This is a genomic window from Serratia sp. JSRIV001 (assembly GCF_019968745.1).
In the GTDB taxonomy this organism is placed as follows: domain Bacteria; phylum Pseudomonadota; class Gammaproteobacteria; order Enterobacterales; family Enterobacteriaceae; genus Chania; species Chania fonticola_B.
In genome coordinates, this window is record NZ_CP074147.1 from 4,139,061 (window position 1) to 4,152,370 (window position 13,310).

The 13,310-nt window shown below is 54.4% G+C and carries 12 protein-coding genes; 8 read left to right on the forward strand and 4 right to left on the reverse strand.

The features are described from left to right. Positions 1-304: 304 nt before the first annotated feature. From ptsH to crr, 3 genes are read left to right on the forward strand one after another with little or no spacing between them, the layout of a single operon-like run. Positions 305-562 carry a phosphocarrier protein Hpr gene (ptsH, locus tag KGP17_RS19200; RefSeq protein ID WP_021178688.1) on the forward strand — a complete coding sequence of 86 codons (258 nt, stop codon included), beginning with the start codon at positions 305-307 and terminating at the stop codon, positions 560-562. A 46-nt stretch (positions 563-608) separates the two neighbouring features. After that, complete coding sequence (gene ptsI, locus KGP17_RS19205) at positions 609-2,336, forward strand: phosphoenolpyruvate-protein phosphotransferase PtsI (RefSeq protein WP_021807056.1); 1,728 nt, start codon at positions 609-611, stop codon at positions 2,334-2,336. 49 nt (positions 2,337-2,385) lie between these two features. Next, positions 2,386-2,895: a PTS glucose transporter subunit IIA gene (gene crr, locus KGP17_RS19210; RefSeq protein ID WP_021807057.1), complete on the forward strand. Its 510-nt coding sequence runs from the start codon at positions 2,386-2,388 to the stop codon at positions 2,893-2,895. Between the two features lie 65 nt (positions 2,896-2,960). Here the strand turns inward: crr and pgtP are convergent, their stop codons facing one another. Continuing rightward, positions 2,961-4,343, reverse strand: coding sequence for a phosphoglycerate transporter PgtP (gene pgtP / locus KGP17_RS19215; RefSeq protein WP_021807058.1), 1,383 nt, complete (start codon positions 4,341-4,343; stop codon positions 2,961-2,963). Between the two features lie 458 nt (positions 4,344-4,801). Here pgtP and KGP17_RS19220 point away from each other — a divergent pair, with 458 nt between their 5' ends. From KGP17_RS19220 to KGP17_RS19240, 5 genes are all read left to right on the forward strand, one after another. After that, on the forward strand, positions 4,802-6,037 hold the full coding sequence (locus KGP17_RS19220) for an ABC transporter substrate-binding protein (protein ID WP_280922719.1): 1,236 nt from the start codon (positions 4,802-4,804) through the stop codon (positions 6,035-6,037). Next, positions 6,034-8,037 carry an ATP-binding protein gene (locus KGP17_RS19225; RefSeq protein ID WP_223498169.1) on the forward strand — a complete coding sequence of 668 codons (2,004 nt, stop codon included), beginning with the start codon at positions 6,034-6,036 and terminating at the stop codon, positions 8,035-8,037. The genes KGP17_RS19220 and KGP17_RS19225 overlap by 4 nt, the downstream gene beginning before the upstream one ends. Further along, complete coding sequence (locus KGP17_RS19230) at positions 8,031-9,275, forward strand: sigma-54 dependent transcriptional regulator (protein ID WP_223498170.1); 1,245 nt, start codon at positions 8,031-8,033, stop codon at positions 9,273-9,275. Before KGP17_RS19225 ends, KGP17_RS19230 begins: the two co-directional genes overlap by 7 nt. Positions 9,276-9,430: 155 nt before the next feature. Beyond that, complete coding sequence (locus tag KGP17_RS19235; RefSeq protein WP_021807062.1) at positions 9,431-9,676, forward strand: type II toxin-antitoxin system Phd/YefM family antitoxin; 246 nt, start codon at positions 9,431-9,433, stop codon at positions 9,674-9,676. Further along, positions 9,676-10,077 carry a type II toxin-antitoxin system VapC family toxin gene (locus KGP17_RS19240; protein ID WP_021807063.1) on the forward strand — a complete coding sequence of 134 codons (402 nt, stop codon included), beginning with the start codon at positions 9,676-9,678 and terminating at the stop codon, positions 10,075-10,077. The genes KGP17_RS19235 and KGP17_RS19240 overlap by 1 nt, the downstream gene beginning before the upstream one ends. 118 nt (positions 10,078-10,195) lie before the next feature. On the opposite strand, the gene KGP17_RS19245 is transcribed toward KGP17_RS19240, so the two are convergent. The 3 genes from KGP17_RS19245 to cysM form a co-directional block, all read right to left on the reverse strand. Continuing rightward, entirely contained in the window at positions 10,196-11,518 is a 1,323-nt protein-coding gene (locus KGP17_RS19245) for an ATP-binding protein (protein WP_223498171.1), read from the reverse strand. Between the two features lie 5 nt (positions 11,519-11,523). Then, positions 11,524-12,204: a response regulator transcription factor gene (locus tag KGP17_RS19250; RefSeq protein WP_021807065.1), complete on the reverse strand. Its 681-nt coding sequence runs from the start codon at positions 12,202-12,204 to the stop codon at positions 11,524-11,526. 209 nt (positions 12,205-12,413) lie between these two features. Further along, positions 12,414-13,295 carry a cysteine synthase CysM gene (cysM, locus tag KGP17_RS19255; protein ID WP_039995377.1) on the reverse strand — a complete coding sequence of 294 codons (882 nt, stop codon included), beginning with the start codon at positions 13,293-13,295 and terminating at the stop codon, positions 12,414-12,416. Positions 13,296-13,310: the final 15 nt, after the last annotated feature.

The window sequence follows — 13,310 nt, forward strand, 5'->3', positions numbered from 1 at the left end:
TGGCTTTAGTATTTAACCGGTCAATTATTTCGATGCGCAAAATTAATCACCTTCCTGCCATTGTTTGAGCTGAATCGATTTACTCATTTGTTGCTCCAGCGAAAAACACGGCATAATGGGGAGCTGATTGAAACAACGCCAGATGCTCGGATTTTTTGATCTGAAATGCTTAAAGCGTCGTTTTATGTTGCATCCATGCTCGCCCCTGTACCATAGTCAGGCGCTAACCAGACAAGCTAAAATCACGCCGTTAGGCTAAACTTTAGCTCCACAACCTTAAATCCGATAAGTTGGGGAAACATCAATGTTCCAGCAAGAAGTGACTATCACCGCTCCGAATGGTCTGCACACTCGCCCTGCCGCTCAGTTCGTAAAAGAAGCCAAAGGCTTCGCGTCTGACATCACCGTGACTTCCAACGGCAAGAGCGCTAGCGCCAAAAGCCTGTTTAAGCTGCAAACTCTGGGCCTGACCCAAGGAACAGTAGTCACCATCGAAGCCGTTGGTGAAGACGAGCAGAAAGCCGTTGAGCACTTGGTAAAACTGATGGCAGAGCTTGAGTAATCGGCCCGTCTTTTTAGTTAACACCAGTCAAGAGTAAGGTAGGGTTATGATTTCAGGCATTTTAGTATCACCGGGTATCGCTTTTGGTAAGGCTCTCTTGCTGAAGGAAGATGAAATTGTCATCAACCGGAAAAAAATCTCTGCAGACCATGTAGAGCAGGAAATCTCACGTTTTCTGGCAGGCCGCGCCAAAGCGTCTGAACAGCTGGAAGTAATCAAAACCAAGGCAGGCGAGACCTTCGGCGAAGAAAAAGAAGCGATCTTCGAAGGCCACATCATGCTGTTGGAAGACGAAGAGCTTGAGCAGGAAATCATAGCCCTCATCAAAGACGATCTGGCGTCTGCCGATGCGGCAGCCTACACCGTGATCGAAGGCCAGGCGAAAGCGCTGGAAGAATTAGACGACGAATACCTGAAAGAGCGCGCGGCTGACGTGCGTGATATCGGTAAGCGTCTGTTGCAAAACATCCTGGGCATGGCAATTGTCGATCTGACCGCCATTCAGGATGAGGTGATCCTGGTCGCGAAGGACCTGACACCGTCAGAAACCGCACAGTTGAACCTGGACAAAGTGCTGGGCTTCATCACCGATCTGGGTGGCCGTACTTCCCACACCTCGATCATGGCTCGCTCCCTGGAACTGCCTGCTATCGTTGGTACCAGCGACGTGACCACCCAGGTAAAAAACGGCGATTACCTGATCCTGGATGCGGTTAACAACAAGATTTACGTCAACCCGACGGCCGAGGTGATTGAACAGCTGAAAGCGGTTCATACCCAATACGTCACCGAGAAAAACGATCTGGCCAAGCTGAAAGACCTGCCGGCGATCACGCTGGACGGGCATCAGGTTGAAGTCTGCGCCAACATCGGTACCGTGCGCGACGTCGCCGGTGCAGAGCGCAATGGCGCCGAAGGTGTCGGCCTGTATCGTACCGAATTCCTGTTCATGGACCGCGACTCACTGCCAACCGAAGACGAGCAGTTCTCGGCTTACAAGGCCGTTGCGGAAGCCATGGGCTCACAGGCAGTCATCGTCCGTACCATGGACATCGGCGGCGATAAAGACCTGCCGTACATGAACCTGCCAAAAGAAGAGAACCCGTTCCTGGGTTGGCGCGCGATCCGTATCGCGATGGACCGCCGGGAAATCCTGCACGCTCAGCTGCGCGCCATCCTGCGTGCTTCTGCTTTCGGTAAACTGCGCATCATGTTCCCGATGATCATCTCAGTGGAAGAAGTGCGCGATCTGAAGGGCGAGCTGGAAACGCTGAAAGCGCAGCTGCGTGAAGAAGGCAAAGCCTTTGACGAGAGCATTGAAGTGGGCGTAATGGTGGAAACACCGGCCGCGGCAGTGATTGCTCGCCACCTGGCGAAAGAAGTCGACTTCTTTAGTATTGGGACAAACGATTTAACCCAGTATACTCTGGCAGTAGATCGCGGCAACGAGCTGATTTCTCATCTCTATAACCCGATGTCCCCATCAGTGCTTGGCCTGATCAAACAGGTTATTGATGCATCTCACGCAGAAGGCAAGTGGACCGGTATGTGCGGCGAGCTGGCTGGCGATGAGCGTGCTACACTGTTGCTTTTGGGCATGGGGCTGGATGAGTTCAGCATGAGTGCGATTGCAATCCCGCGCATCAAGAAAATTATTCGTAATACCAATTTCGAAGATGTGAAGGCATTGGCAGCGCAGGCCTTGGAACAACCAACGGCACAGGATTTGATGAACTGCGTCAATAAGTTCATCGAAGAAAAAACGCTCTGCTAAAATTCCACGACACTGGAACGCCGCCCAATTTACTGCTTAGGAGAAGATCATGGGTTTGTTCGATAAACTGAAGTCTCTGGTTTCTGATGACAAGAAAGACATGGGCACTATCGAGATCGTCGCTCCACTTTCTGGCGAAATCGTCAATATCGAAGATGTACCGGACGTCGTATTCGCCGAGAAGATCGTTGGCGACGGCATTGCTATCAAACCTGCAGGCAACAAAATGGTTGCTCCGGTTGACGGCACTATCGGTAAAATTTTCGAAACCAACCATGCGTTCTCTATCGAATCTGATAGCGGCATTGAGCTGTTCGTGCACTTTGGTATCGACACCGTTGAACTGAAAGGCGAAGGCTTCAAACGCATCGCGGAAGAAGGTCAGCGCGTCAAGAAAGGCGATGTGATTATCGAGTTCAATCTGGCCCTGCTGGAAGAGAAAGCCAAGTCTACCCTGACTCCGGTGGTTATCTCCAACATGGACGAGATCAAAGAGCTGATCAAACTGTCCGGCAGCGTCACCGTTGGCGAGACCCCGATCATCCGCATCAAGAAGTAATCGCGGTTCGATCGTAAAAATGGCGCCTTTATCGGCGCCATTTTTTTATCCAAGACTTCTAAGCCCTACTGCGCTACCAGCGGTTCCGCTTGTAGCTCCTGTTGCTGTCTTTCACGCTCCAAGGCCAATACGCCACGATGTGACAGATAGCAGAACAAGATGCAGCACACCACGCCGCCCATCAGCAGATAAAAGCCGCCATGCCACCCCATGTTATCGACCATCACGCCAAACAGGCTGGTGCCCAGCGTAGCCCCAAAGATATAGCTCATAAAGCCGCGCAGGCCAACGGCGGAGCCGACAGCAAAGCTGGGAACGATCTCCATCGTCTGTACCGAAGCCAGGAACTGTGGCACATAGATCAGGCAACCGACGATGGCGGCAAAGATGGTGACCATCAACAGCGAGTCACTTTTCCAGTAACCAATCAGGCAGATGAAAATCATCACCATGCAGATCATCGCCAACGGCATACGGCGTCCCTTGAACAGCTTATCCGACAGCCACCCAGCCAACAGTGTGGACGGGATCGCCGCCCATTCGAAGAACAGAAACGCGATGCTCATCTGCTCTTTGGAGAAATGTTTTTCGGTGAGCAGGTAAATAGGCAGCCAGCTGATCATGCCAAAGCGCACCATGTAGACAAATACGTCCACCAGCGAGACATACCAGGCATTTTTATTACGCAGAACATAGGTACAGAAGATCTGGAAGGCGCTCATATTTTCCGGCGCCTGCTCCTGCACACCAGTTTTCACCCTGACGGTTTCTTCCGGCATCATTTGCTCCAAGGCAGGCAGACCTTCACTGCGCGGGGAGCCTTTACCCAGCCACAGCACTACCAACGCAAACAATACTGCCACGCCTGCTGGGACGATGTAGCTGGCGCTCTGCCAGTGTTCACTGCCCAATACCGCAAAAGCCACGCCGACGATGGGGGCAACTACCCCACCGCCGATATTGTGGGATATATTCCAAAATGCGCCAACGCGCCCACGCTCACGGCGTGGGAACCAGTTGGCAATGGTAATGAACGAAGGCCCTACTCCCATCCCCTGAAACAGGCCGTTAAACACCACCAATGCGGCAAAGACCCAGAAGGCAGTGCTGAACCCCAAACCGACGTTGACGATGGCACACAGCACCAGGCCACAAGCCATAAACACTTTAGGGTTGGCCTTATCGGCCAGGCTGCTCATCACCCCTTTGCTGATGCCGTAGGCAATCAGCATGCAACTGCTCAACATGCCGATCTGCGTCGCACTCAGATCCAGATGCTCTTTCAGGTAGGGCGTCGAAAGGGTGAAGTTGTTACGCACGATGTAATAGGCCAGGTAGCCCAAAAAGACGCTCAGTAACGCTTGCATGCGATAACGCTGGTAGGTTGCCTGCACCTGTTCTGGCGGAACACGCTTCGCCGCCGCGCTAGGTTTTAATAATGAAAACATGTTATTCCCCTGTGAGGTTTATCTGTACTGGCTCGATGCGCCTGCTATTTATTAATAACGCTCGCAGCGGATGGTGTAATTAATTCATTAATAAGACAAGCCCTGTAATATGTGTCAAAATTGACTCAAACCCAGAACAAATAAGCCCAGTTTTGACCCATCAATTAACATTACCGTTATTAACCCAAAACCAGCTCGCTCACCTCCCCGCGTCAGAGCGCCACAGCACTAAGGTTGCGCACAAAGCCAGCCCACAAGTGGTGATGTTTTTGAAGGCGTTAACAGTATTGATGGGCTATCGATGGTAATATTCTGACTTCATCAACGTTATAACCCCGGCTAAATTCTGTTGGTTGACGAAAAATATTTTTGTCCCAAATGCTTTGCGGGTTATTTTTATCGTTATTGCGATTTTATGAATAAGATCACAATCGATGAGGTCTAGGGAGAGTTTTATTATGCGTGCAACGCTCGTTTTTGCGGCAATGGCCTGCTGGCTGTTATCCACTGCTGCCTGCGCCAAAAGAAATGAACTGGTGATGGCCACCACCTTTTCACCAGAGGCAACCGCCTACCTCATTAGCCGTTGGCAAGGCCAGCCCCAGTCTGTAGTCATCCGCACGCTGAACCGCACCAGCACCTCCCTGGAACAACTGCTCGACAGCACCGGCAGTGACAACGTCGATCTGGTGCTGACCTCCTCCCCCATGCTGCTCCAGCACCTGCAACAGCATCAGCGCCTGGCAAACTATGAGGGTGCTCCGGAACAATCACAGCGGCTGGTGCCTGAACCTATCCGCAATACCGCCGTGGCGGTGGCCATTTCGGGTTTTGGCCTGCTGATCAACCGCACCAATCTGGCAGAGAAACGGCTGCCGCTACCAGACGATTGGGACGATCTGACCGATGCCCGCTACCAGGGGGCCCTGCTGATGAGCAGCCCTTCCCGCTCGGATACCAGCCACCTGATGGTGGAATCGCTATTGCAACAGCGGGGGTGGCAATCCGGCTGGCAAACGATGCTATCGGCGGCCGGTAACCTGATCACCATCTCTTCGCGCAGCTTTGGCGTGGCGGATAAAGTCAAAAGCGGCCTGGGTTCGGTCGGGCCGATTATCGATAACTATGCCAATCTGCTGCTTGACGATCCACACCTGGCCTTCCATTATTTCCCTCAGGCCGCGGCCTCCCCCACCTATATTGCCGTGACAAGCAATAGCCATTACCCCGCCGAGGCCCGGCGTTTTATTCAGTTCCTCCTCAGCCCACAGGGGCAGCGGGTCCTGGCCGATACCAGCACGGGAAAATACCCGGTGGTTCCACTGCCGGCAGACAGCCCACGCTTCGCGCAGCAGCAAAAGCTGTTACAGCGGCCACCGCTGAATGACTCCCTAATATTGCAACGCCAGCGCCTGGTCCAAAAGCTGTTTGATACGGCCATCAGCTTCCGCCTGTCTCAACTCAAGGACGCCTGGAAAGCGTTGCATGGTGCTGAAAGCCGCCTCAAACGTCCCTTGCCGGAGATCCGTGCGCTGTTGACCGCCATTCCCGTCACCCAGGCCCAAAGCGAAGATCCGCAGTACCTTAAACAGTTTGCTGCACGTAGCGAGAGCGAGCAGCAGGTCATGGAATGGCAACTGTTCTTTCAGCAGCAGCAGAGAAAGGCCATCAAGGCGCTGGAAGAGTTAAAATGAGCCGTTTATTGCCGCGCTTCTTCAAACGTCTGACCATCAGCGCCTGCCTGCGGGGTGCCTTTCTCACCGGCGCGCTGCTGACGCTTACCGTCAGCGGGGTCAGCCTGTACTCCTGGCATGAGCAAAGCTCGCAGGTCCGCTATGCGCTGGATGATTACTTTCCGCGCATCCAATCCTCGTTCGTGATCGAAAGCAATCTGAACACGCTGGTCGATCAGCTCAATGAGTTTTTGCAGGCCGCCAATACCAATGCCCGCCTGCAGTTAAGAAATCAGATCGTCGATCATTTGGAGCAAATCGAGCAGGCCAGCATGCAGTTGGATAACCCTGAACGTCAGCAAATTCAGGCGACGCTGGCAGAAAGCCGCCAACTGTTGGGCCGATTGGACAACGCGCTGTACAACATGTTTATCGCCAGGGAAAAGGTCAATGAGATCGCCGCGCGCATCAGTTGGTTACATGATGACTTCACCACCGAGCTGAATTCGCTGGTGCAGGATTTTAGCTGGCAACAGGGAGCTTTGCTCGATCAGATGGAGACAGGCTCTGGACAGGCACTCCCCCGCTTGCAGGCCAGTTTGCGCGAGGTGCAAAGTGAACAGCAGCAGGTTTATGCCCTGGCACGCATCGAGAACCAGATCGCCGATGCCCTGCGCGATCGCCTCAATGAGCTGCAATCCGGCGCTGAAGAGCCCACTTCGGTTGCCGAGCACGTACGTTACCTCGCCTACCTGAAAAAAACGGCAAACGACAATATGCAGGGGTTGCAGGCTCACCCCAGCACCATCACGCTGCGGCAAACCATCGACGAACTGCTGGAGACCGGCATTGCCGAAAACAGTATGCCTGCGGCGATGAAAGACTATCATCAGGCACAACGAGCACTTACGTTGGCCACTCAGGCCAAGGAGGCGACGCTTGCACGCTTCCGCACACAGCTGGAATCGCAACTGAGTAACAGTCACCAGCAGATGCAGACCTTTAACCACCGTCTGGAGCAGATTATCCGCGTCAGCGGCAGGCTAATTGTGATCGCCACCCTGCTGGCGATGTTATTGGTATATTTGCTCAATCACTATTTTATCCGTTCCCGCCTGGTCAAGCGCTTTACCCTGCTAAACCAGGTGGTGGTGCGTATCGGCCTTGGGGAAACCAACGCGGCGATCCCGGTTTACGGTGGCGATGAACTGGGCCGCATCGCCCGCCTGTTGCGGCGCACCCTAGGCCAGTTGAACCAGCAAAAATCCCGGCTGGAGCAGGAAATTACCGAGCGTAAGGGCATTGAGCAGCATTTGCGTGCGACACAGGATGAGCTGGTGCAGGCCGCTAAGCTGGCCGTGGTTGGGCAGACCATGACCACTCTGGCCCATGAGATCAACCAACCGCTGAACGCCCTGTCGATGTATCTGTTTACCGCTCGTCATGCGGTGGAGAAACAACAGCCAGAGGCGGCCACGCTGGCCCTGACCAAAGCCGACGGTCTGATTGGCCGCATGGATGCCATCATCCGTATGCTGCGGCAATTCACCCGGCGAACGGAACAGGATAGCCCCTCTCAGCCCGTTGATTTGCGCCAGTCATTAATTGCCGCGTGGGAGTTGCTGGCTCTGCGCCACCAACCGCTGCGGGGGGAACTGCGGCTACCGGACGGTGCGCCAAACGTGTTAGGTGACGAGGTACGCATTCAGCAGGTGCTGGTCAATCTGATGAGCAACGCGCTGGATGCCTGCCAAGAGCGGCCACTATTGCAGATAAGCTGGCAACGCCAGGCGTCCGGTTGGCAGGTCTTGCTGTGGGATAATGGGCCTGGCTGGCCGCTGGCGCGGGCTGAATCGTTACTCAAACCTTTTACCACCAGCAAATCGGTGGGCTTGGGGATTGGCCTGTCCATCTCGCTTTCGCTGATGCAGCAAATGGGCGGTAGCCTGCATCTGGCCTCTACGCTGACGCAAAACGCCTGCGTCGTTTTACAGTTTCAACCGGTGGATCAACCATGTTAAGCCAACAAGCGCAAATTCTGTTAATCGACGACGATGCCGACGTCCTCGATGCCTATACCATGCTGCTCAACCAGGCAGGCTATCAGGTTCAGGCCTGTAATAACCCGCTTAAGGCACAGGAAATGCTCGGTGAGGAGTGGCCAGGGATCGTGATCAGCGATGTCTGTATGCCAGGCTGTTCCGGAATTGAGCTGATGGCGCTACTACTCGCTCACGATGCCTGTTTGCCGGTGTTGTTGATCACTGGCCATGGCGATGTGCCGATGGCGGTTGAAGCGGTGAAAAAAGGGGCCTGGGACTTCCTGCAAAAGCCGGTCAACCCGGCCCAGCTACTCGAACAGGTCGCGACCGCGCTGGCCCAGAGACGTTCTTACATTGCCCGTCGCCGTTGGCAGCAGGAACAGTTGCAGAGCAATCTGATTGGGCGTAGTGAGTGGATAAAACAGCTGCGGGTGCGTTTGCAGCAGGTAGCCGAAACCGAATTAGCGGTTTATCTGCAAGGGGAATTAGGCGTCGGCAGGACGTTGGCAGCCCGTTATTTACACCGCATGAGCCATCGCAGCGAACAGCCGTTGATCGTAGGTGAATTGACGCCAGGGGGTGAGGCACCGTTAGAACAATGGATTGAGCAGGCAAGCGGCGGGACGCTGATTTTACGCCACCTCGAGCACTTGTCTATCACCCAGCAGGCGCGGTTGATCCAGCTCCAGGGACAAGACCCTCTGCCCTTCCGGCTGATCGGCATTGGGACTGCACCCTTGGTGGAACTGGCCGCCGGGCATACTCTCCTGCCCGATTTCTATTACTGCTTTGCCATGACCCAAATCGCCTGCCTGCCGCTTTCTCTGCGCCCTGACGATATAGAGCCGTTATTCCGCCATTACCTGGAGCAGGCCTGCCTGCGCCTTAACCATCCGCTGCCGGATCTGCCAGCCGAGCTGATTAAGCGTTTGGTCAAAAGGGTATGGCCAAATAACGTGCGCGAGCTGGCCAATGCCGCAGAGCTGTTTGCCGTAGGGGTGATGCCACTGGCAGAGACCGCCAACCCGCTGTTGCACGGCTCCGATCCCGCTCCGCTGGATCAGCGTATCGAAGACTATGAGCGCCAGATCATTACCGAGGCATTGAACCTGCATCAGGGACGGATTAACGAGGTGTCCGAGTATTTACAGATCCCGCGTAAAAAGCTCTACCTGCGGATGAAAAAGTACGATCTGGACAAGCAGCATTATCGTTGAAATCAAGCTGCAAACATCCCTCAACTGACCTAACACGTAGGTGCGCTGCATGCAGCGCCCGTCTAGCTTGCAGCGAACGTAAATTCTGGTCTAACCTTATTGACCAGACTAATAAAATGACTATACTTTGAGCAACTACAATAAGAGGTCATGTTATGGAAAAGGTAAACATCTACGACGCGAAAACCAACCTGTCAAGAATTGTCCAGGAAGTTGCTCGTACTGGTGAACCCGTGCTGATCGCAAAAAATGGTCATACTCTGGTTAAGGTCATCGCATACAGAGAAGATAAACCTAAGCGCAAGCTGGGTTTCCTCAAAGGTAAGGGGAGCGTTCCTGTCAATTTCGACGATATGAACAGCACCGAACTTGTTGATTTATTCGAAGGAAAATACTCGTAATGGATTTCCTGTTAGATACCAATATATTGCTGTTCATGGCTTATGAACCGGAAAAACTGACAGCTGATGTTGTGGAAGTCCTGGAAGATACCGATAAAACGCTTTGTTTTAGTGCAGCGTCAATATGGGAAGTGGTCATTAAAAGCAATTTGAACAAACCCGATTTTTCTATCGATCCCAAACAGTTCAGGGAAGGACTGTTTGATGCAGGTTTGATTGAAATTCCCATTAAAAGCGAACATGCGCTAGCTGTCAGTGATTTACCTGAAAAGCTACATAAAGACCCGTTTGATCGGCTCATTGTCGCTCAGGCGAAACACAACAAACTGGCGCTGATCACAAGTGATAACAAGCTGATAGACTTTGTCAGTGATTACATAACAGTGATGCCGAATAAATAGCCAGAATGCTGTAGGTTGTGGCTCTGAGTACCAAGCTAACCCATACGGGCGCGGCATGCAGCGCCCCGTTGTGAGCCCAGAGAGTGTTTGTCAGCAGTCTTTATTTTGTCTGTAACCTTTAGCTCCAGCGCGGTACCCGCAGCGTGATCACCAGGCCCCCCTGTTCGCCATTGTGTGCCTCAACCTGCCCACCATGGGCCAGCACCACTTTGCGCGCGATCGCCAAACCCAGGCCATAACCTTTGCCAGACATCGCCGACTTTACCCGGACGAAAGGATCAAAGATGCTGGACAGCTTCGACTCCTCCACGCCCGGCCCCTGATCGCTGACCTGGATCTGGAACAACTGGTCGATACGCGTCAGCACCACGATCACCCGTTGGCCGTGGCTGGAAAAGCGCAGGGCATTACGCACAATATTCTCTACCGCCCGGCGCATCAGTTCGGCATTACCTTTTACGGTGTATTCCTCGTCGGAACTGGCCTGCAACACGATTTCTACGCCAGGGATCTGCGCCTCATAGCGCGCATCGTTAACCACCGCCTCCACCAGTCCATAGAGATCGAAATACTCTTCATCATTGGACAGGCCGTTGTTCTCGGTGCGCGACAGCGCCAGCAGTTCGCCAATCATCTTGTCCAACCGCCCGGCTTCGTGCTCGATACGCTGCAACGAGTTCTCCACGTTCTCCGGATTTTGCCGCCCCAGGCCGATGGCTAGCTGCAAGCGGGCCAATGGCGAACGCAACTCATGGGAGACATCATGCAGCAATTGCTCACGGGCGCTGACCAGTACCTCCAGCCGCTCCGCCATGCTGTCAAAGTCACGAGCCACCTCAGAAAGCTCGTCATGGCGCCTCCGCATCGCCGGGAACAGCCGCACCGCCAGATCGCCCTGCGCTACCCGCTCAAAACCGGCGCGCAGTTGGCGCATCGGGCGCGTCAGGTTCCAGGCCAACATGGCGCTGAACAGCAAGCCCCCCAGCCCACCGACCCACACCATTGGCTCCGGGATGTTCAGCAGACGCCAGCGTTTGGGTGGCCGATATTCGGCACGCAGTCCTGCCAGATCGTAGCTCAACCGGTAGCTCTGGTTATCTGCACCGGTTACCCATTCCACCATCATTTTCGCTGGCTGGTTGGTCTGTGGGTTTTGGCCTGACTCATCAGCCGATGGCTTAATGGCTGGCGTTACGCTTAAGAAGCGGCGTTCGGTTTCAGGCCATTTGGCAACCATTGCGTTCAGCGCAGGCATCCCACTGCTGCGCAACACCGAGGCCGCAGAGGTCAGTTGCAGATTAGCGATACGCCAGGTCATGCTGTTTTCCGGGACCTCATGGCGATTACCATAAAAGGTAAACGTCACCCACAGCGCCTGGGTCATGATGATAAATGTCAGCCAGAAACCGAGCAGGATTTTCCAGAACAGTCTTCCGCGCATCGGCATTACCTGATGCGGTAACCGATACTGCGCACGGTTTCAATGCTCAGTCGGTTATCGGTTAGCGCGCCCAGCTTCTGGCGGATATTGCTGATATGCACGTCCACGCTGCGATCGTAAGCCTCACGTGGCCGCCCCAGACCTTTCTCTGACAGTTCATCCTTCGACACCACTCGTTCTGGCGAACGCAGCAGTAACTCCAACAAGTTGAACTCTGAGGCGGTGAGGTCGAACGTCTTACCCTGCCAGGCACTGCTGCGGGTGGACGGGTTGAGCGTCAATTCGTTAAAGCTCAGGACAGAAACCTTATCCACCGCTTCCGGCTGCTCTTCAAACCGGCGCAGCACCGCACGCAGGCGTGCCACCAGTTCGCGTGGGTAACAAGGTTTGGGGACATAGTCGTCGGCGCCCATCTCCAGCCCGATTACCCGGTCGATGTTGTCCCCTTTGGCCGTCAGCATGATGATCGGCAAGCGGCTTTTTTTGCGTACCTCGCGCAGCACGTCGATACCGCTCATGTCCGGCAGCATGATGTCGAGGATCATCGCGATATACTCGCCAGAAAGTGCACCATCTACTCCAGCCTTGCCGGTCAGCACCAGGGACGCGTTGAATCCTTCAGCCGTCAGGTATTCGCTCAGCATGGTGCCAAGTTCCAGATCGTCATCGACCAATAAAATTTTCATGCCCACTCCTCCGCTGATTTGCCGCCATTTTCGCGTCTATTGTCGCTGTACGCAGCCGGTTTTACCTAATCCTTACACATTGACATTCTCCCGACACAAATGAAAGACGGGGCTTTAAGGCTCAGGGGATAATCGATCTTGAGGGAATAAATGGCAGAGGTTGGGGAATAGGTAGAGAGTCACGCTCCTCCCTACCGATTATTACTCAGCTAGGAAAATACGCCGGTAGACAGGTAGCGGTCACCGCGATCGCAGATAATGGCGACAATGACGCTGCCAGGATTGGCCGCAGCAACGCGCAGTGCCCCGGCTACGGCACCACCGGAGCTGACGCCGCAGAAAATACCTTCCCGCTGAGCCAGTTGGCGCATGGTCTGTTCGGCTTCGCTTTGTGCCATATCCAACACCTGATCCACCAGCTCAGGGCGGAAAATACCCGGCAGATAGGCCGGTGCCCAACGGCGGATGCCCGGAATGCTGCTGCCTTCAGCAGGCTGTAAACCGATGATATTCACCTGCGGATTTTGGCTTTTCAGGTAGCCACCAACGCCGGTAATGGTGCCGGTGGTGCCCATGCTGGAAACGAAATGGGTGATACGGCCAGCGGTCTGCTGCCAGATTTCCGGGCCGGTGGTGGTGAAATGCGCGTAGGGGTTATCCAGATTGTTGAACTGATCCAACACCTTGCCCTGACCCTGCTGCTGCATCTCCAGCGCCAGGTCACGCGCCCCTTCCATCCCCTGTTCACGGCTGACCAGGATCAGTTCTGCACCATAGGCACGCATTGCCGCCTGGCGTTCCATGCTCATGTTTTCCGGCATCAGCAGCTTCAGCGTGTAGCCCTTCATCGCGCAAATCATCGCCAGCGCGATGCCGGTATTGCCACTGGTGGCCTCGATCAGCGTATCGCCCGGCTGGATTTCACCGCGCAGCTCCGCCTGCTGGATCATCCCCAGCGCGGCCCGATCCTTGACCGACCCCGCCGGATTGTTGCCCTCCAGCTTGAGCCAGATTTCACTGTCCAGCCCTTCGGCCAGTCGTTGTAGTTTTACTAACGGTGTATTACCGATGCATTGTTCCAGCGTGGTCACAATCATTGCCTGCGT